This is a genomic window from Roseobacter sinensis (assembly GCF_025755255.1).
In the GTDB taxonomy this organism is placed as follows: domain Bacteria; phylum Pseudomonadota; class Alphaproteobacteria; order Rhodobacterales; family Rhodobacteraceae; genus Roseobacter; species Roseobacter sinensis.
The window spans coordinates 1-18719 of record NZ_JALIEB010000035.1 but is presented as its reverse complement, the minus strand read 5'-3'; the positions used below and the strand labels follow the sequence as shown (position 1 = coordinate 18719).

The 18719-nt window shown below is 56.5% G+C and carries 16 protein-coding genes and 1 tRNA gene; 11 read left to right on the top strand and 6 right to left on the bottom strand.

All coding sequences use genetic code 11. The annotated features are described in order from the left end of the window. Positions 1 to 348: 348 nt before the first annotated feature. Complete coding sequence (locus MUB52_RS22940) at positions 349 to 2880, top strand: cation:proton antiporter (protein ID WP_263846486.1); 2532 nt, start codon at positions 349 to 351, stop codon at positions 2878 to 2880. 657 nt (positions 2881 to 3537) lie between these two features. On the opposite strand, the gene MUB52_RS22935 is transcribed toward MUB52_RS22940, so the two are convergent. Both MUB52_RS22935 and MUB52_RS22930 read right to left on the bottom strand, forming a co-directional pair. Beyond that, positions 3538 to 3996 carry an H-NS histone family protein gene (locus MUB52_RS22935; protein ID WP_263846485.1) on the bottom strand — a complete coding sequence of 153 codons (459 nt, stop codon included), beginning with the start codon at positions 3994 to 3996 and terminating at the stop codon, positions 3538 to 3540. Between the two features lie 468 nt (positions 3997 to 4464). Beyond that, positions 4465 to 5664, bottom strand: a complete 1200-nt coding sequence (locus MUB52_RS22930) for an acyltransferase family protein (RefSeq protein WP_263846488.1) — start codon at positions 5662 to 5664, stop codon at positions 4465 to 4467. 28 nt (positions 5665 to 5692) lie between these two features. Here MUB52_RS22930 and MUB52_RS22925 point away from each other — a divergent pair, with 28 nt between their 5' ends. Next, positions 5693 to 6433 (top strand): TetR family transcriptional regulator, encoded by a 741-nt coding sequence (locus tag MUB52_RS22925; RefSeq protein ID WP_263846484.1) that lies wholly within the window; start codon positions 5693 to 5695, stop codon positions 6431 to 6433. 186 nt (positions 6434 to 6619) lie between these two features. Here MUB52_RS22925 and MUB52_RS22920 read toward each other — a convergent pair whose 3' ends face one another. Next, positions 6620 to 6826 carry a hypothetical protein gene (locus MUB52_RS22920; protein ID WP_263846483.1) on the bottom strand — a complete coding sequence of 69 codons (207 nt, stop codon included), beginning with the start codon at positions 6824 to 6826 and terminating at the stop codon, positions 6620 to 6622. A gap of 541 nt (positions 6827 to 7367) precedes the next feature. On the opposite strand from MUB52_RS22920, the gene MUB52_RS22915 reads away from it, so the two are divergent. Both MUB52_RS22915 and MUB52_RS22910 read left to right on the top strand, forming a co-directional pair. Further along, positions 7368 to 7444, top strand: a tRNA-Arg gene (locus MUB52_RS22915). Between the two features lie 463 nt (positions 7445 to 7907). Next, entirely contained in the window at positions 7908 to 8315 is a 408-nt protein-coding gene (locus MUB52_RS22910) for a helix-turn-helix domain-containing protein (RefSeq protein ID WP_263846482.1), read from the top strand. Positions 8316 to 8477: 162 nt separating this feature from the next. Here the strand turns inward: MUB52_RS22910 and MUB52_RS22905 are convergent, their stop codons facing one another. Beyond that, positions 8478 to 9137 (bottom strand): DJ-1/PfpI family protein, encoded by a 660-nt coding sequence (locus tag MUB52_RS22905; protein WP_263846481.1) that lies wholly within the window; start codon positions 9135 to 9137, stop codon positions 8478 to 8480. 309 nt (positions 9138 to 9446) lie between these two features. Next, positions 9447 to 10064, bottom strand: coding sequence for a glutathione S-transferase (locus MUB52_RS22900; protein ID WP_263846480.1), 618 nt, complete (start codon positions 10062 to 10064; stop codon positions 9447 to 9449). A gap of 275 nt (positions 10065 to 10339) precedes the next feature. Between MUB52_RS22900 and MUB52_RS22895 the strand changes: the two genes are divergently transcribed. The 5 genes from MUB52_RS22895 to MUB52_RS22875 are packed head-to-tail and all read left to right on the top strand — an operon-like array spanning position 10340 to position 15726. Beyond that, on the top strand, positions 10340 to 11284 hold the full coding sequence (locus MUB52_RS22895) for a DUF5996 family protein (RefSeq protein ID WP_263846487.1): 945 nt from the start codon (positions 10340 to 10342) through the stop codon (positions 11282 to 11284). A gap of 14 nt (positions 11285 to 11298) precedes the next feature. Next, a complete protein-coding gene (locus tag MUB52_RS22890; RefSeq protein WP_263846479.1) occupies positions 11299 to 12261 on the top strand; it encodes a pirin family protein in 963 nt (320 codons plus the stop codon). A 40-nt stretch (positions 12262 to 12301) separates the two neighbouring features. Then, positions 12302 to 13255, top strand: coding sequence for a ring-cleaving dioxygenase (locus MUB52_RS22885; RefSeq protein ID WP_263846478.1), 954 nt, complete (start codon positions 12302 to 12304; stop codon positions 13253 to 13255). Beyond that, the gene (locus tag MUB52_RS22880; protein WP_263846477.1) at positions 13252 to 13935 is read left to right on the top strand and encodes an alpha/beta hydrolase; all 684 of its coding nucleotides are present in this window, start codon (positions 13252 to 13254) and stop codon (positions 13933 to 13935) included. Before MUB52_RS22885 ends, MUB52_RS22880 begins: the two co-directional genes overlap by 4 nt. After that, positions 13936 to 15726, top strand: coding sequence for a monovalent cation:proton antiporter-2 (CPA2) family protein (locus MUB52_RS22875; protein ID WP_263846476.1), 1791 nt, complete (start codon positions 13936 to 13938; stop codon positions 15724 to 15726). A gap of 120 nt (positions 15727 to 15846) precedes the next feature. Here the strand turns inward: MUB52_RS22875 and MUB52_RS22870 are convergent, their stop codons facing one another. After that, positions 15847 to 16638 carry an alpha/beta hydrolase family esterase gene (locus MUB52_RS22870; protein ID WP_263846475.1) on the bottom strand — a complete coding sequence of 264 codons (792 nt, stop codon included), beginning with the start codon at positions 16636 to 16638 and terminating at the stop codon, positions 15847 to 15849. 371 nt (positions 16639 to 17009) lie between these two features. Here MUB52_RS22870 and MUB52_RS22865 point away from each other — a divergent pair, with 371 nt between their 5' ends. Next, positions 17010 to 17906, top strand: coding sequence for a helix-turn-helix transcriptional regulator (locus MUB52_RS22865; protein ID WP_263846474.1), 897 nt, complete (start codon positions 17010 to 17012; stop codon positions 17904 to 17906). A gap of 123 nt (positions 17907 to 18029) precedes the next feature. Continuing rightward, complete coding sequence (locus MUB52_RS22860; RefSeq protein WP_263846473.1) at positions 18030 to 18671, top strand: LysR family transcriptional regulator; 642 nt, start codon at positions 18030 to 18032, stop codon at positions 18669 to 18671. The last annotated feature ends 48 nt before the right edge of the window (positions 18672 to 18719 follow it).

Sequence of the window (18719 nt, the reverse complement as noted above, 5' to 3'; positions counted from 1 at the left end):
GTTCTCCTCAAATTGCAGAAACACCCTGCAACCCTATCAAGAACCTGACCCAACTATCCGGTCAGCCCGATTACCCAGGCTAAGTCCGGCCTAGGTTTGTATTCTTTGAGAGCCGGTGCTTTGCGCTCGAAACAAATGGCACTTGTTTGGGCTGCATCTTGCAGTTGGGTAGGGCAACACGAGGGACCTCATGTCATCATTTGATCTTTGGCGTGCGTCGCGAAACTGAAATCCAGAATCGCGTCATTCGTGGCGTGAAAAGGACCATCGCGACCTAACCATCGGTGGACTGCAACATGCGCTGTTTCGGTTGCTGGTTTGGACACTATCGCTGCGCTAGACAAGCATATGGATATCGTTTTGGTCACGTCGGTTGTCGCCACCCTGTTCGTTGTGATCGGGTTATCCGAACCTTTGGCGGCGAAAGTCAGGCTTCCGTTCAGCGTGATCCTGGCGGTGCTTGGCTCATTGATCGGCGCCGGCGCGCTGTTTTTCTTGCAGACCGATCTGACCGACGCGCTGAACCCGGTGGCCGAGGCCATTCTTGGCTTTCCCATCAAGTCAAACGTCTTCCTGTACCTCTTTTTGCCGACCCTGCTCTTTCAGGCGACACTTGGCATGAACCTTCGCCGCATGCTGGACGATTGGGTGCCGATCCTCGTCATGGCGGTGGTGGCTGTTCTGGTTGCAACGCTGGCAGTTGGGTACGCATTGAGTGCGGTCAGCGTACTGCCTCTGGCCGCCTGTCTTCTGCTGGGCGCGATTGTCTCGACGACGGACCCATCGGCCGTGGTAGGGATTTTCAGGTCTATCGCAGCGCCCCAGCGGCTGTCGCGGATCATCGAAGGCGAAAGCCTTCTGAACGATGCCGCCGCAGTGGCGCTGTTTGGACTATTCATGAGCTTTGTGATGGTCGGCGTGCCGGACCCAACCCTTCAGGACGCGCTGAAGGACTTTCCCTTGCTTTTACTTGGCGGTGCAATCACCGGCTGGTTCATTGCGCGTCTTGGCATTTGGCTCATGGCGATGTTCGAGGGATATGAGCTGGCGCAGATCTCGATCTCGGTTGCCTTGCCTTATCTGGCCTATATTGGAGCTGAGCAGACCGTGGGGGCATCTGGCGTCATTGCCGTGGTGGCGGCCGGCCTGACCCTAAATCTTGCCGCGCCAGGACGCTTGACGCCACAAGCCTGGTCTCGGCTGGAGGAGACCTGGGACGTGCTGGCCTATTGGGCGGGCGCGCTGATCTTCATCCTCGCGGCGATTCTGATCCCGAGATTCCTGTCCGATCTGCGCTTGGGCGATCTTGCGCTGCTGGGCGTCGTCACTGTGGCGGCCTTTGCTGCCCGTGCCGTGATCTTGTTTGGCTTGCTGCCGTTGCTGTCGTTTCTGCGCGTGTCGCCAGTCATCGAGCGACCTTACCGGGTCGCGATGCTCTGGGGCGGGCTACGCGGGGCCGTGACGCTTGCACTCGCTTTGGCTGTGACCGAAAGCGCGCGTGTGCCCGAAGAGGTACAGCGCATTGTCGGCATTCTCGCGACGGGGTTCACCCTCTTCACGCTGCTGGTTCAGGGCCCTACGCTTCGAACGATCATCAGGCGACTGGGGCTTGATCGGTTGAGCCCGCTGGATGAGGCTCTTTCGAAACAGGTTGTGGCCGTTGCCTTGCAGACGGTGCGGGAAGACCTGGCTCGCAACAACGAAAACTACGATTTGAACCCCGAGATCGTCCGTGCAGAGGCGGTGCAGTTTGGGTCACGGCTCGAAAATGCGGTGCAGAGAGCAGAACATGCGCAGGATATCCTAGACCGTGATCGCATCACCTTGGGGCTGCTGTCTGTTGCCGGGGCGGAGCGAGATATCATCCTTGGACACATGCGCGACCGGTCCTTGTCGACGCGGCTGGCCGAAGACGCACTTGTCGATATCGACCGGCTGATCGAAGCCACGCGACTGGACGGCCGCACAGGTTATATGCGGGCGGCACAGCGCACGGTCACGTTTGGGTGGCAGTTCCGTGCGGCAGCTATCCTCAATGATTGGTTTGGCACACAGCGCCCCATCGCCTTGATGACCGCCCATCGGTTCGAGATCCTCCTGGCCCAGCGTTTGGTGTTGCGCGACATTTGCGACTTCATCGACCAGCGCATTCGCCGCATTCACGGCCGCCGTGTTGCTGACATTCTGCGCGACCTCGTGGACCGGCGCATCGAGATCGTCGAGACCGCGTTAGAAGGTCTGAAACTGCAATACCCCGGCTACGTCGAAGAGCTGCAGAAGCGCTTTATTAGGCGCACTGCGCTAAGGTTGGAGGAGCGGGAATACAATGCGATGCTCGACGACGGTCTTATCAGTCCCGAGCCTCATTCGGTTTTGATGCAAGGCATCGCGGCAGCCCGCGTTGAGGCGGAACGCCGACCCAAGCTCGATGTTGCGATCCGGGGCAGGGAACTCGTGCAAAAGCTGTCCTTGTTCGGCGATCTGGACCAAAAAAGCCTCAGGCAGCTGACGCGGGCGCTCAAGACCCGCTATGCCGACGCGGGCGAAACCATCATTCAGAAGGAGGACACGGCCAGAAGCGTATTCTTTATAGCCTCAGGTGCGGTTGAGCTGCGGCTCGGCGGGCAAAGCTGGCGTCTTGGTCGAGGCGAAATCTTCGGACAGGCGGCGCTCCTGAGCCGCAAACGGCATCGCCTGACCGTCAAGGCCATTGTCCCCACAGCGCTGCTGGTTCTGAACGAAGCCAGCTTTCGGCGACTGATAAAGCGCAGCCCCGTCTTCCGCGACGCGGTTCAGGTCAGCGCACAGGCGCGAGGCGTCGACCTCAGCTCGTTTCTCGACCCAATGGAAACAGGGGCTGGCGCGCGCGACCGGAGTTGAGCAGTTTGCTTCAGAATTCGTTGGAGTGCGGTCCGCAAAAGCCACGCCATTGAGATGAACGGCTGTCAGTTTGAAACCTCAAGGTCAAGCAGTGGCATCGCTCAACGCAATTCGACTTCGCGACAGCTCTGCCTGCGTAAGGTCAGCCGGTCTTGCCTTCGATTTTTGACGCGGAGCGAAAGGCCCGTGAGTCAATCGGCGCGGCAGCGGAGGGAATGGCACTTGCCCGTTGCTGTTTTTGTGGCGGACAAGGGGAGCCAATGAGAAGGGTCGCACGAACCCGCTGCGGCCAGAGGGCCCCCACGTCGACCCCGAAGATCACTCCAGCTTGGCGTTCCGATACGTTGCGTTCGGTCTGCCCTAAACCCAGTCGGAAACCAAGTCATAGTAACCTACGGCGAGGCGAGTGTCATTGCGGGCCCCTTCCTCCGAGCCAGTGAACTCCCACATGTCATGGTCCGTCTCGGCGTTGACTGCCACTCGAGATGCTCGGATACCGCAGCGTCGCTTGGGCCCAAAACCAGCCGCAGCAAGAACTCCCCTGCCAATATCGTTCTCTCACGTGACTTGCGAAATTGAGTGAGCCAAAAAAGCCCGCGCCAGTTATGACGGCGCGAGCGCTTCATTTGCTATACTGTGTCGAAACGGCCCGATCAGCTAGGCGGCCAAACCTTCCAGTTTCTTTCCGGCATCCAGATGAGCAATGAGCCAAGCGGGTTTGCGTCCCATGCCAGACCACGTTTGTTTTGGATTGTCTGGATTCTTGTACTTCGCCTTCGAAACCACCTTTGGTTTCGCAGCCGGCTTGGCCGCCGCTGTCTTTACTGCGACACTCTTTGGTTTTTCGGCCGGTTTGGATTTTGCTTTGGTTTTCGGCTTGGGAGTTGTCTTGGCCACCGCTTTTGGGGCTGTTTTGCGTGCGACCTTCTTCGTTGTTTTGGGGAGCTTGGCGCTGTGCAAACGGGCGACCTCTTCGAAGTCGACGCCGTACTTTTTTGCGACTGCTGTCATTTGCGTCAGCGCGTCGTGGCGTGCGAGTTCCTTTCTACGCTCTTCGATCTTCGCGCTCAGTTTGTCCAACTCCGACCGGCTCATTTTGCTGACATCGATTGCCATGTTGCGTCCTTTGTACTGCTGGTTGATTTGGCCGCCATAGCAACAAGGGGTAATTAAAATCTTAAGGATCGATGTGCAGCTTGGAGCGATACAAGAGGGGGCAACGCCCACTCGTTCGACAATAACTCGGAAAGACGCTCACCTTCGTGGTTGTCTTGGCCCCGGACGACTGGCAGTGACCTGCGGCGACACCGGGCGGCTGCCGGAGATCCGAATGTGAAGCAAAAGAAGATAGCTCCGCCATGCAAGCGTTGTCAGCAAGCAGTACGCTCGTCCGCCCAGGCTGCTTTCATTTCATGACCAATACCGTGAGACTGATCATGGCATCTTAGCATGCAAACAAGCGGCAGTTTTGGGTCGATCAGATCGGAGACGGGGCGAGGAGATCGCGAGTAGCTGTGCTGACCTGAAGGTCCGCTGACAGCCCGGGCCAACCGATGCTGCAAGTTCGACGGTAGTTATGTTCCACTACCATCTGGCCAGCCAGCGCCGACAGATGGCGTCTGTCGTACGAGCGTCGCGGCGTTGCCTGTCGCGAAACGGCAAACCAGTTGCGACCCGTGTCACTGAAAACTGCGCCGCGGCCCACGCCAGCAAGATACTCAAGACAGTTGCAAGACTTGCAATGGTTGTTGCCTTCATCAGTGGCGCCCCGCTCCAGTCCAGCCAGAGCCAACCAAGCAACACGATGATCGTCTGGTGGAAGAGGTAGAAAGGCAGCGCAATCGGGACAAAGGCACGCAAGACCGGTACCGAGCGGCCAAGAACGGACCTTCCGTAGGCTAGGAGGGAGAGCAGCAGGCACCATTCCGCAGCAAATCGGATCACGTGGCGAATGCTATGCGGTAACGCAATCATACCAAAGCCGCCCACCTCGACCGGCAAGGCCACGAACCATATTGCCACCAGGCTCGTCGCCAGGATCAAGGCCGTTCGCCGGATGGAGCCGATCGCCGCCTCGAGTTCCGGATTGCGGCCTAGCCAGAACCCGAAAAGGACCAGGAAGCCATAATGCGCATGGTTGGCCCAATCCCAGACAAGGTTGTGCGTGCTTGGGAAAGATGGTCGCAGGACAGCTTCAAGGCCGATCAGGGCCAGACCCGGCAGGAAAAGCCGCCGAGGATCCTCGACCATCCAATTGGCAAGCGGCCGGGCAGGGGCTGCCTTGGCGAGAAGAGCGAGCGGCAGGCAGTAGGCAAATAGATAAGGCAGAAACCACAGGTGATGCCAAGAAAAATTGGCCTCGGGATAGCAGCAGCGAAAATACGAGACAACGAAGGTCGAAAGCCCTCCTTCGTGATCGATCGGACTCATCCGGAGCGGTGCCTCGGGTGTGATCCGCTCCAGCAAAACCTGCGGTGCGACCAACACAAAGATCCCGATCAGCAGCGGTATGATCAGCCGCGCGAAACGCTCCCGTATGAATGCCGTTCCACTGCGGCGCTCCAGTGCCCATGCGGCACTCATTCCCGCAAGCAGAAAAAGAAGCGACATCTGTGCGATGTTGAGGGACCGGATCAGAAAATCCGCAGCCCAGTACGGGGCCTCCAAGTCTTTCATGTGCCAGACCTCCGCATCGAACAGGCGGGCGGTGTGAAACGGCACGAGCAACAAGACGACCAGGGCGCGGAGCGTATCGACATCGTTTCGGCGCGGAGGACTAGACATCACGATCACTTTCAGGCACTCCTAAACAATGAACGAATCATTCATTCATGATAAGCAGAAAAAGGCGAAATCTTCAAGCCGTCGAGGCCCCCCGCGAAGCCAGGCCAAGCTGGAGGCCATCGCAGCGGCAGCGCGCCATGTGTTGTCGACGAACGGGCCCCGTCTGACCCAAGTTGCCGATGTGGCGCGCGCAGCCGAGGTCGCGGCGGGTACGATTTACGTCTATGTTGCGGAAAAGGAGGCGTTGATAGAACTCGCACTTCTCCATGCCGCGCGGTTCGATCTGCCTCATGCTCGAAAACCAATAAAGTTCCGTGCGGCCCGTTTGAAGAAAACAGCGGTGCGTGCCCTTGACGAACGGTTGAACTGGCCGGCGCTCAAGGCAGCACGCCAAGCACCGCCGGGTCCTGATGTGCTGTCAGTCATCTTGTCGGAGACCTACGACATGCTGTCGCGTGAGCATCAACTCATCGCCTTGCTCGACAGGTGTTCCAAAGAGAACGTGATACTGGAACGGCTCTACACGAAAGGTCGGCGTAGAGAATTCTTGCAAGACTTCGAATCCTGCATCGATCGCCTTGCACAGGCAGGTTACGTCCGACGTGATCTTGACATTGCGGCAGCTTCGCGTGCGGTCCTTGAAATGATGGTCTGGATGGCGATGCGCAGGCCCGGTGACACCGATCCGCCGCGCTGCGATGATGCGGCAGCGCGTCACGCGAGCATTGAACTTGCGATGTCCGGGCTCGCAAATGCAATGAACGCATGACCAATATCGGCAAAGAGGCGACGCGTGGAAAGCCTGGTGAATGTTATGTCTCGAGAGGAGACTGAAGCCCGGTGTCAATCACCACAAAGGGCCTTGGAGTGTCTACGGTCGTGATCCGTTGCACTTGCGCGCAGACCGTATTCTGGGTTCAGCCAAACGTTACTCCGCCGTTGCCATCCCGAGACATTACAGAATGCGCCGCTCCATTGTGACGACGGGTTGGTAAATCAAAACCGACGGGAGAACAAACCCGGCGGCTACCGCCCAAATCATTCTGTAGTCAAGAAAGCCACGCGACTGGTTGAGCAAGTTGCCAAGGCTCTTTCCGGTCGTACCCCATTCGGCAATCATCACCTCAGAAGCGCTCGGGACCGTGAGACGTGTGGCGGCCATGAGCCTCCCCAACCGAACTGGTACACTGCTACCTCTTGGAAATGGAGAATCGCGCATTACGAAAACGCCACCGAGACCCTGTCTTTGTGCGGGGCGGGGTGGCAGATGGGATGTCCTGTGCGTATGATGCGAAGCGGGGACGCCTCTAAAAAGCTGAGGGCCTCGAGGAGACGATTAATGCCCTTGAACGCAGCCACCCGAGCCGCGCTTATCCGTCGCACCTATGATGGATTGGGCAGATCATCATTCTTTATCAATGGCTTAGAGTTCGACGTGTGCAGTGTATGTTCAGGTTGAATTCGCGTTTGGTCGGGTGTTGTCGCGTGAACTGCGCCCACCTGACACAGATTAGTCTGCAGAACCGTCAAGGAGCTCAGCTGGATAGAGCGCCGCCCTCCGAAGGCGGATGTCAAGTCTGGCGATGGCGAAAGGTGCTGGAAGAAAGAAGTGATTAAACAACGGTTTGAGCGGATATCGGGTTCGCTCTTCAAGAGGCCGGAAATCTCGCGTATGCATGGCGTAAGCATCTCGCGAACGGTATGCACCCGTAGCTCAGCTGGATAGAGCGCTGCCCTCCGAAGGCAGAGGCCAGAGGTTCGAATCCTCTCGGGTGCGCCATTTTATATCATAAAATCAAGCACTTAGAAATATATACTCATCGGAAAGCAGTGCTTACGCGGTGCTTACGTGGCTATTTTGAGTAGGCACACAGGTTGTCGTGGCGTGCTGGAGCGATATCGCCATCTAAGTCGGTCGGTACTGCCGAAAGTTCGAATCTCACGTGCCCCACCACGCGCGAAATAGTTCGCTGCTGTGCGAGTGAGTACGGCTCGATGCGAGATGAGCGCCGACAGTTCGCCTACCACCCGGCGGGCCACGCGAGACGGAGATGCGAACTATGTCATGGCTTTCGCACTACTCTAGTATGTCGGTTTGATGCGCATACGTGCGATGTAACTGTGTATAGCGGTGCGGCGTACAGGTGCGTCGTCTTCCCAGCATGTCGGCCCTTGTACCTTTGAGCACTTTTGACATCACAACGAACCATGTTTATATAATTTATATAACTTAAAGGTTCTTAATGGCTAAGTTTCACTATCCCAACATGACCCCACAGCACGTCAAAGCTGCGCGTGCGTTGCTTGGAATGACAGCTGACGAATTGGCTCACCTACTTGATGTAAGCGTCGCAACGCTACGCAATTTCGAGAGGGGTGCAGAAACGACGGATAAGAGTCGAGAGATGATATTCGTCGGGCTGACCGAGATGGGAGTGGTTATGCAGGCCGGCTCAAAAATCGGTGTCAGTATAACGGAACCTGACAAATGGTCGTTCAATTTCAAAAAAGTGACCTGTCCAAATTGCTCTCAGACACTGCCGCCCATACGCGTTCCGAAAAACAGCAGGCAGTTTCTTTGGGGTGGTTGGACCTGCGAAAAATGCGGATGTGAAATCTCAAAGATGGGCAAGGTGTTGCAGAAAACCTGACCAACACTGATGCGTTCTAACGGTCTGCACTCGGATCGATTACCCGATGCAGCACTGGTTTGATGGTTGATCCCGACCAGTTTATAGGCCGGGTGCCTGTTTGGTTCGAGGCACCCGTCACAGGCGGATTTGAGATAGGATGGCTCGGCTCATCCTAGACGGTTACTGTCGCCTGTTGGACGCGACTGCCCTCGCGTGTTCCTCGAAGCCCGGAAAAGCGGCGGCCATGCGGTCTCGCACCGCAGGCGGGGCGGTGTCGGGTGTGCCTGCATCAAGCGGTGGTGCAGGCGCATATTCGGCCATCAATTGGACGCTCTGGGCGTAGTCAGTGCCCCGCAACTCCTCGACCATCGTAAGGCCGAAATCGATACCAGCTGTCACACCACCGCCTGTCAGGCGGTTGCGGTCTTTAGTGACGCGTTCATCCGTTGCGGTTGCGCCGAAGGCGTCCATAGCAGGCTTTGCCAACCAGTGTGTGGAAACGCGGTAGCCGTCGATCAGCCCGGCCTGTCCCAACAACATCGCGCCTGTGCAAACAGAAGTCACGTAGCGTGCGTGCTCGCCTCGCGCGGCAAGAAAGTCGACTGTCTCAGTATCTTCCATCGCTGCGAAGGTGCCAGCAATACTGCCTGGGGTGAAGATCACATCGGGTTCAAGATGCGCGTCGGCGAAGGTGACATCGGGTTGTATCGTCATCCCCAGATCGCTGCGGATTGGATCGAGCGTCTTGGCGGCAATACGCACGGTTGCGCCGAGCATTGCTGCGAACATGTGTTGAGGACCGACGAGATCAAGAAGCGTCATGCCGGGATAGGCCAGCATCACGACCTGCTCGTCCCCGCCCCATTCTGACGGATAGGCGGTCGGATCGAAGAGCGGGTCAAGTCCTCTGCGGGGGGAATTGGGCGGCAGAGATGGTTGCGCCTGTGCAGTCCGGCTCACCCTGTGCGTTCCCAGCATTGCAGCGGTGGCAGCCAGGGTGAATTGTCGGCGATCGATCATGTGTGCGCTCCTCTAAGATGTTCTAAACCGCTTGGCGAAGTGAACTCGTTTTCGAACAGTTTTACGGCGGCGGAAAGGTCGTCACGCTCAAGGGTTGGCGATTTGCCGCCAGTGGCTGTTTAAGATTTGCTAGGTGAGCGGTTCCATGTCCTGGCGCTCAAGCGCCGATAGAACATCCTCGTCCTTTTCCAAGCGCTCCCGAAACGCCTTAAGCGCTGGATAATCATCAATCGACAAAGGTGTAAGATCGATCCAACGCGTCAGAACGTAGAGATAGGGATCGGCAAGACTACGTTCTCCCAAGTACCAATCACCCCCATTTTCCTCCAAGGTCTGCATCAGCCGTTCATAATGGGAGGCCAGCTTTTCGTAGGCCTTGGCTTGAATATCGGACCGCGCGTCGTCGCTGTCCGCAAACCGTTGGGGAGCGAAATGGGGGCCATATGCGGCGTGCACTTCACTCGTCATATAGGACAGCGCCTCGGCTTCCTTGCGCTTCAATTGAGCGTTATCGGTCGCACCATAGGTGTTGCGGAGCCAGGTCAGAATTGCCGCCGCCTCCGTCAAGGTATCTCCATCATCGAATTGTACGGCTGGCACTTGGGCACGTGGGTTGATCGCCAGAAAATTCGGCTTTGTATGATCGCCGCGCTCTAGGTTGCGCACTTCTATCGGAGCATCGAGCCAGGCGGCTGCGATATTGGGTGCAAGGGCGCAGGTTCCGGCCATTGTATAAAGCGTTGTCATTCGATCGTTCCTTCCGTGAGTGTTGGTCGGCGTCGCTCGCAGACTTAGCAAGCACGACATACCCGCGCGGTTCGATGCTTGCGATCCCGGTGCCGTTCTTGCGGTTTGACGTTCCATGCGCGTGGATTAGCCGATCCGTCGAACCGACGGTCTTGTGGGCAAGAATGGCCCCACTTAGCAAGTCCTGCGCTTAACCGGAGAGCCCAGCCATTGTAGACCTTCAGGTATTGAAGGTGTGAACCGCGTCATAGGCAAGGAGAGAGAAATTGGATGATATGAGAGTGGGCTTGCCCTGGCCGCGCATCCCCTATGCCGATTGGCAAAAAACCTGCGCGTTCTTACATTTATGCACACAGATCGTCGGCAAATATCGGTTGTCGCATGCACCGTGGTTGAATCATTCCTGGCATGCGACCTTGTACATCTCGCCTCGCGGGCTGACCACCGGGCCGGTTCCAGACAATGACTTGATGGTGACGGTGTCTTTTGACTTCCACGACGCATCTGTCGTTGCCGAAACCTCGGATGGGCAGCGGGCGATGTTCCCCTTGGAAGACATGAGCGTCGCTGCCTTTTACAATGCGACCGCAGAGCTGATTGCACAAGTTGGCGGCCAGTTTGATATTGACGGTTCTCCCAACGAACTGCCCGATGCCCTGCCATTTCAAAAAGATACTGCGACGCGTCCCTATGATGCCGAAGCGGTTCGCAGGTTTCATGCGGCACTTGTTCGTATCGAGCCGGTGTTTTCGCGCTTCCGCACCGGGTTTCTGGGCAAAGTCTCTCCCGTGCATCTGTTCTGGGGGTCGTTCGACCTTGCGGTCACACGATTTTCGGGGCGCAGCGCACCTCTACATCCGGGCGGCTTTCCAGGTTTGCCCGATGCCGTAACGCGCGAGGCCTATAGCCACGAAGTTTCTTCCGCCGGGTTTTGGCCCGGTGGGAATGGCGCGGAAGAGGCCATGTTTTATTCCTATGCCTATCCGGTCCCAGAGGGCTTCAGCGAACGCGCCGTGCTTCCAGCGGCCGCATATTTCGACAGTAATCTGGGAGAGTTTCTACTCCCATACGAGGCGATCAGAACAAGCCCTGATCCCGAGAAGGATTTGATGGCCTTTTTGCAATCAACTTACGAAGCCGCTGCGGAAACGGCGGGATGGCCGCACAAGTCTCTGGAATGTCCAGTTGGACAACCTTTGGTCCCGCGGCCCTTGTCATGAAAGAGGAGACATAGATGAGTTGGAGCCCATGCCCCGATCCCGTCTTGGGTGACGCAGAGACCGTCAACGCTGTCGAAACACTTATTGTCCCTCGGGCCGTCGATCTTGGAGAAATGATGGTGCGACGTGCGTTGCCATCCACCAAACGTCAAATGGTCGGTCCGTTCATCTTTTTCGACCAGATGGGGCCAGCCGAGTTTCTGACCGATCAGGGCATTGATGTGCGCCCGCATCCCCACATCAATCTGGCAACTGTTACCTACCTGCTCGAAGGTGAGATCCTGCATCGCGACTCGCTGGGGACAGAACAAACGATCCGGCCGGGGGCGATCAACTGGATGCGTGCGGGCCGCGGGATCGTACATTCCGAACGTACGAGCGCGGAAAAGAAGACGTCCGGCCAAAGGCTTTTCGGTTTGCAGACCTGGATGGCCCTTCCCGAAGAGCAGGAAGAAGCGGATCCTGCATTCGTGCATCATGGCGAAGAGGATTTGCCCATTGTCGAGGCAGACGGTGCACGGGTGCGCGTCATCGCTGGTCAGGCCTTCGGCGCGACGTCATCGCTGCGCGCATCCTCTGAAACGCTCTACGCGGATATCGATCTGGATGTCGGCGCGGCGCTGCCAATTGATGCCGAGACGGAAGAGCGCGCTCTCTACACGTTGACAGGAACGATCGAGATTGCTGGCGACAGGTTCGAACCGGGACAGCTTTTGATCCTGAGGCCGGGAGATGCCCTCACTGTACGGGCTATTTCCAACGCGCGGATGATGCTCTTTGGCGGCGCGCCGATGGGTGGGCCACGATATATCTGGTGGAACTTCGTCTCGTCCCGTCCGGATCGGATCGAAATGGCGAAGGATGAATGGCGCCGTGGCCGGTTCGATACTGTGCCCGGAGATGAGGAAGATTTCATTCCGTTGCCGGACAAACAGGACACGCCGCAGCGCGCCACGGGAGGCGTGTCATATCCCTGAGACCAAAGAGTTGATCTCACCTTTGATACGGAAGGAATTCATGATGTCCCACACCATTCCGGGGTTACACCACGTGACCGCTATTTCCGGCCCGCCCCAGCAAAACCTGGACTTCTATGCGGGTATCTTGCGGCAAAGATTGGTGAAAAAGACCGTCAATTTCGATGCGCCGGATACTTATCATCTCTACTACGGCAACGCGGCGGCAGAGCCGGGATCCATCCTCACCTTCTTTCCGTTTGCGGATGCAGGTCCGGGACGGGCAGGCCCGGGCATGGCAAGCGCAGTGGCGTACCGCGTTCCCAGAGGTGGGCTTGATGCCTGGATGATGATGTTGGCCGAAGCGGCAGTGGATTTTGATAATCCGTCAGATCGTTTCGGGGATCAGATGATCGCATTGATCGATCCAGACGGGCTTCGGGTCGAATTCGTTGAGACTGACATCCCGGATCACCCGCCACTGGATGAGGACACGCCCGTCGATGATGGCTTTCATTCGGTGACACTCTGGCTCGATGATGCAGAGCCAACTGCACGGCTGTTGACTGATATTTTTGGTTATGAGTCCGGTCCCGAAACCACACAGGAGGGTGAAACCCGGCAACGCTTCACCGCGCCCGGTACGGCCCGAGGCGCGGCCATAGATCTGCTGCGCTCGGACGCGCCCTCGATTGGTCGGCAAGGTGCTGGCAGCATTCACCATATCGCGTTTCGTGCTGAAACGGACGACCTACAGATGGAATGGCGGGAGCGCCTTCTTACCAAGGGGTTTGATGTGACCCCGAAAATCGACCGGCAATACTTCCATGCGATCTATTTCCAATCTCCGGGCGGCGTGCTCTTCGAAATTGCGACGGATCCACCCGGTTTTGCAACGGATGAGCCGATGGATGCGCTCGGCGAAAGCCTTATGCTCCCCCGTCAGCACGAGCCGATACGGAATCGTATTGAGCAAATCCTTCCCGCTCTCAAACAGCCCGCGCAGACAGTATGATACGGGACCCTCACGCCCACGGTCGGCTAGTGCAAGCGGGTGGTGCCCCGCTGAGTCGGGCGCGTCTGGCGGTTGTCATGCTACACGGTCGCGGTGGTAGCCCCGAGGATATGCTCGGCCTTGCCGGCCATTTGGGCTTGCCCGACATCGCCTTCGTCGCGCCAGAAGCGGCGGGCCGGTCCTGGTGGCCACAGAGTTTCCTCGCGCCGCTGTCAGAGAATGAACCGGGCCTGTCATCTGGACTGCGTTTGATTGGCAGGGCGGTGGATATGCTTGGATCTGAAGGTATCGGCCCAGAACGCACAATGATCATGGGCTTCAGCCAAGGCGCCTGTCTGGCACTCGAATATACCGCGCGCAATGGCAAAGGGCTCTATGCAGCGGCTGGATTGTCCGGAGGGCTTGTCGGGACGGGAGAGGATCCGGGTCCGGCTCAGGATGCGCTTTACGGATATCGTCCGAAGCAGTTCGACTACGACACTCGGTTCAGCGGCACCAAGATCTTCATCGGTTGCCATGAACGCGATCCTCATATTCCTCTCGCGCGCGTGCGCACAAGCCAGGAGGTGTTCGCCAAGATGGGTGCGGAGATATCCGTGCAAATCTACCCCGGTGCGGGCCACGGCATTGTCGACGATGAAATCAAGGTGCTGCGCGGCTTGCTGAACGGTCCTAGTTAGATGCGCGTGGAAGACTTCGGATTCAGCGCTTTGGAACTCCAATTCCTAGAAGCGCTTTGCTTGATCATTCTTGCCTGCCTTTTTGTGCCGATGTCCAAGCGATTGGGTGTTGGGATCATTGTCGGCTATCTTGCAGCTGGGATCGCTGCCGGGCTTTTGCTGACATCTGGGCTGTCAGACCATCCCGAAGAGCTCTTGCACTTCGCCGAGTTCGGCATCGTCCTTTTCCTTTTCATTATTGGCTTGGAGTTTCGGCCGGCGCGGCTGTGGGAAATGCGGTCGACTATCTTTGGGCGCGGCACAGTACAGGTGCTTGTTTGCGGCGCTTTTCTGGCAGCTCCCCCATATTTTCTCGGCCTGGATTGGCGAGCCAGCATGGTGATTGGCTTGGGGCTGGCATTGTCGTCCACCGCCCTTGTGCTGCAATCGCTTGATGAAAAAGGCGAGCGCAACTCGGAATACGGAGGCACCGCGATTTCGATCCTGCTGTTCGAGGATCTTGCTATTGTTCCGCTGCTTCTGCTGGTCACGCTCTTGTCGGCCACGGGCGATGCAACAACATGGAGCCAGGGACTTCAGGCCGTGGGTCTCGGTCTGCTGGCTATCGGTATTCTCATCGCTGTGGGGCGGTATGCTTTGGATCCGATGTTTCGTGTCCTCGCACGTGCGGAACTGCCTGAAATCATGACAGCCAGTGCGCTCGGTCTTGTCATCGCATCGGCATTGCTGATGGATGCGGTCGGCCTTTCCTATGCGATGGGCGCCTTCATCGCAGGTGTCATGCTGGCGGAGTCTGCCTTTCGCCACGAAGTGGAAGCGGATATCGAACCGTTTCGCGGATTGTTTCTCGGGCTCTTCTTTCTCGCGGTCGGGCTGACGATTGATCTCGCAACCCTGCGTGAAAACTGGGTGCTGATCCTGATAGCCGTTCCCGTTTGCGTAGGTCTCAAGGGGCTCGCCATCTACCTTGTCTCACGTCTGTTCAGGTCGAAACATGAGGATGCTGCGCGTCTGGCCTTCACGCTCTCGCAACACGGGGAGTTCGGCTTTGTCCTGTTTGCAGCAGCCGCGTCAGGCCAATTGATCGATATCCAAACGGCTTCGATCCTGATTTCCATCGTGTCTTTGTCGATGGCCATTTCCACCCTCGTCGACAGGTTCGGCAACGTGATCATCGGCGGAACGCCTCACACGGAACCTCAGGAGGACTTCGGAGACGTCGAAGGTCAGGTTCTCATCGTCGGATTTGGCCGTGTTGGTCAGTTGGTTGCACAGCCGCTTTTGGCCGAAGGTATTTCGGTAACGTTGCTGGACAACGATCCAGACAGGATCCGCGAGGCGGGCAAATTCGGATGCAGAGTGCATTTTGGGGATGGCACACGCCGCGATGTACTACGTGCAGCGGGCGCAGCTGATGCTCGAATGATCGTTGTTTGTACAGATGCACACATGGTTACCGATAAAGTGGTTGCACTTGCCCAAAGGGAATTCGATCAAGCGCGTCTGGTGGTACGGGCATGGGACCGCGTCCATGCACTTCGTCTCAAACAAGCGAATGTAGACGCTGTCGTGCGCGAAACTGCGGCTTCCGCCCACTTGATCGCGCAACAGGCGTTTCGTGCATTGGGCCGGTCCGAAGCCGAGGCGTTCGATATTGTGAAACGATCGGAAGAACAGGATGAAGTTCTTTTGAAGGCACAGGAGAGCATGGTGCATGAGGCAGCCGACGCGCCGGAGGTGCTGGAGACTATCGCACCGACGCCAAGCAAGATACGGACAGCGCTGAAGTAGTTAAGGCGTTAGTCGATGACCGACAGGAACGACCTGCCACTTAGTGGGACCGGAAGCGATCTATAAGCTGCTTCAGAACTGGCAGAGTGTCGGTTCACCTTATGTTGCAGATGCCCAATTCTAGTCTGCCAGATTGGTTCGCAATTGCCGCAATGCGTCTTCCAGAAAGCTGACCTGAAACCGATGCCCGCCCTCAAACACACACAATTCCAGGCGGTGCTCGAATGCGCCCTTACGAGCTCTACAGGAAAGCCCTGATCTTTCTTCGGTTGCGTCTGTGCCGAAGCTTCCGGGCTGTGCTATAAGGTCAAATGCAGCATCCAGATCTCCCTGGTGACTGTCTCCCACTTGACGCCCCTGCATCGGTACGACGTCGTCATGCATTCCGTGATAATGGATGAGATTGACGTTCTGAGAGGTACAGTGGTCTGGCAGCGGGTCCCAGAATGTGCCTGACACGGGGATAAATCCCGCGACTTTGTCCGGTCGATGACAGGCCAGGTTCCAGACCACCATCGCACCCGCTGAGAAGCCAGAGACGAATATGGGAGTCTGATCGATATCGATTTCGGATCCGACCTCTTCAAGCAAGGCGTCAAAGTAGGCAAGCTCGTCACTCGTATCCGCCTGGTGGGTCGCAGGCGATCCTGGGATGTTCCAGTCATCTGACGCAGCTTCTGCGGCGATAAGAGTGAGCCTCTCTCGTTCAGCGAATTCACGCAGAGAACCGTTCTCCAAGGTGCTTGCCGCGCTGCCGCCAACGCCATGGAAGAAGATAAGGGTGCCCGAACCTTGCCCCTCGACCGCTGCAAACCGGTAGACGCGGTTGCCGAGAGGGCAATCACTGTCAGGCCCGCAGGCCATCGCAGGCCCTGTCAGCGTGAGTGTGAGCACTACCAAAAGCTGGTACATGTTTTACCTTCGAGCCCGTTCGAGTATGACATTCATCCAAGCATCGCACGCTTTGATGTCCTTTGAAGATCAGATATTGCTGCGAAGGTTGCAATCTTGCTGTACAATCGCGGTCTGCTGTTCGTGGCAGCCAATCCTGTTTGAAAAGGAGGCGTGAAGCCTCTAAAAACCGATGTGAAGTGCGGCTACGAAGGTAAAGCAGCTAAAATGTAGTAGCGAAGAAAATGGGCCCTAGAGATGTATGAAGCTGACTTTGAAACTCGTTGTTTTATCTGTTGGTATAATGCATCATCAACCAATCAGTCTTTGCGGTTGAATGCGTCGACTCTATTTTCAATTTTCTGCGATACGAGTGACAGGCTCGTGTAATTATGGCGCGTATTTGGCAAAAACAATACTCTGACTTTGCTTCCTTCTATAAGGAAAACTACGGATCAACACTTGTTGGCGTTTATCCGACGGCCATTGATGGCATCAATATTGTCGAAACTGATCAAAGCCCAGGAGACTGGTCAGCGGCGTCCTTGCCTGAATTAAACATTACGAGAATTGTGGGCGGTGATGGAATGGCGACGGCTGATCTTGGTGCCGGACGATTTCGTTCCAACCTCGCGTGTCGTGGCGGTGTCCTAGTTCCCCCGAACTCTGCAACGGACATTTATGTCGAGTGCTTTCACCGTCTTCAGTTCATTGCAATTCCTTTTGACTATCTTGAAACCCTTACAAATGGTCAAAATGTACCGCGAGACGGAGATTTTGGGCGCATTCACTGTCAACATCTGACCGAACCTTTTTTATTCAACATTTTTGATGAAATGGTACGAGAAGCGCGGGCTGGAAACCCTCGCGGGCGGATGTTCGTCGAGGGTGCCATTATGACTATGGTTTCGACACTGAACACCATGGCCCAAAGACCGGTCGAGCAGACAAATGGTGGCTTATCGCCCTTCATTCTGAAGCGTGTAACAGACTTTATCACTGATCATTTGGCCGACCAAATTACACTTACGCAGCTTTCAGATATCGCTGGGCTGTCGGTCTTCCACTTCTGCCGTGCTTTCAAAAAGTCGACTGGCCTTGCGCCGTACAAATTCCAGACCGCCCGGCGCATCGAGAAGGCAAAGCTGCTGCTCGATACAACTGACTTCACCATAACAGATATCGCGCCGATGGTAGGCTATGAGACGCCGCAAGCTTTTGCGCGTATGTTTCGACAAATGGTTGGGCAGACGCCTACCGTTTACAGACAAAGTCTCTGCGATCGGTAGATCGCTTTCAGACGATTTGGACGTTTGAAAAACCGGTTTTGACTGAAGGCAGAAGTTAAGCGTTTACTGGCGTAAATCAGAGGTTGGAGCCGCGCGTAAAGCAATCGATCTTCGAGGTGCTGTATGACTGAATTCTCAAAGCAGCTCTCAAAGATCGAGATACAAGATCTTTTGACCTTACTTCTTGTTGGGCAACTCGGAAGTTTCCGTCAGGCAGCCGAAAATCTCGACGTCAGACAATCGACGATATCAAGGAGAGTTGGCAAACTGGAAGATGCATTGGGCGTGTCTCTTTTTGATCGGCGATCTACTGGGGTGCAACTGACGAACGCTGGTCTCATAATATTTGAGCAGTTCAATGAGATTAGAACTAACTTCGATGCGGCAGTGCTTACGGCTCAGCACGCCGGGATCTCGGATACTGGCGCTTTAAGGGTTGCCATCGCTGTATCGATCGCTGGCGGGGCGGCGCGACAGGTGGTCAAACGGTTTCGCGAGGAACATCCCGCCGTCAATCTGGATTTTGTTGAGGCGGACTGTCCGACGGCACTCAAGATGCTTAATCATCGCGAGGTCGATGTCGCCATGATATGTGGTGACCAACCGACTGGGAATTACGATACCTTGCCGGTCAAAAGGGATAGGGTTCTCGTTGCCGTACCTTGTACAAGTTCGCTTGCTAAACGAAATGAACTCCGTTGGGGCAATATTCGCAAAGAGGATTTTATTGTGAGCGTGTCTAGCCCCCTGTTGCTGGGCCACTGATCAGCCGTTTCTCTAATAGGGTTTCTGGCACCGGTGGCCGCATGTTGA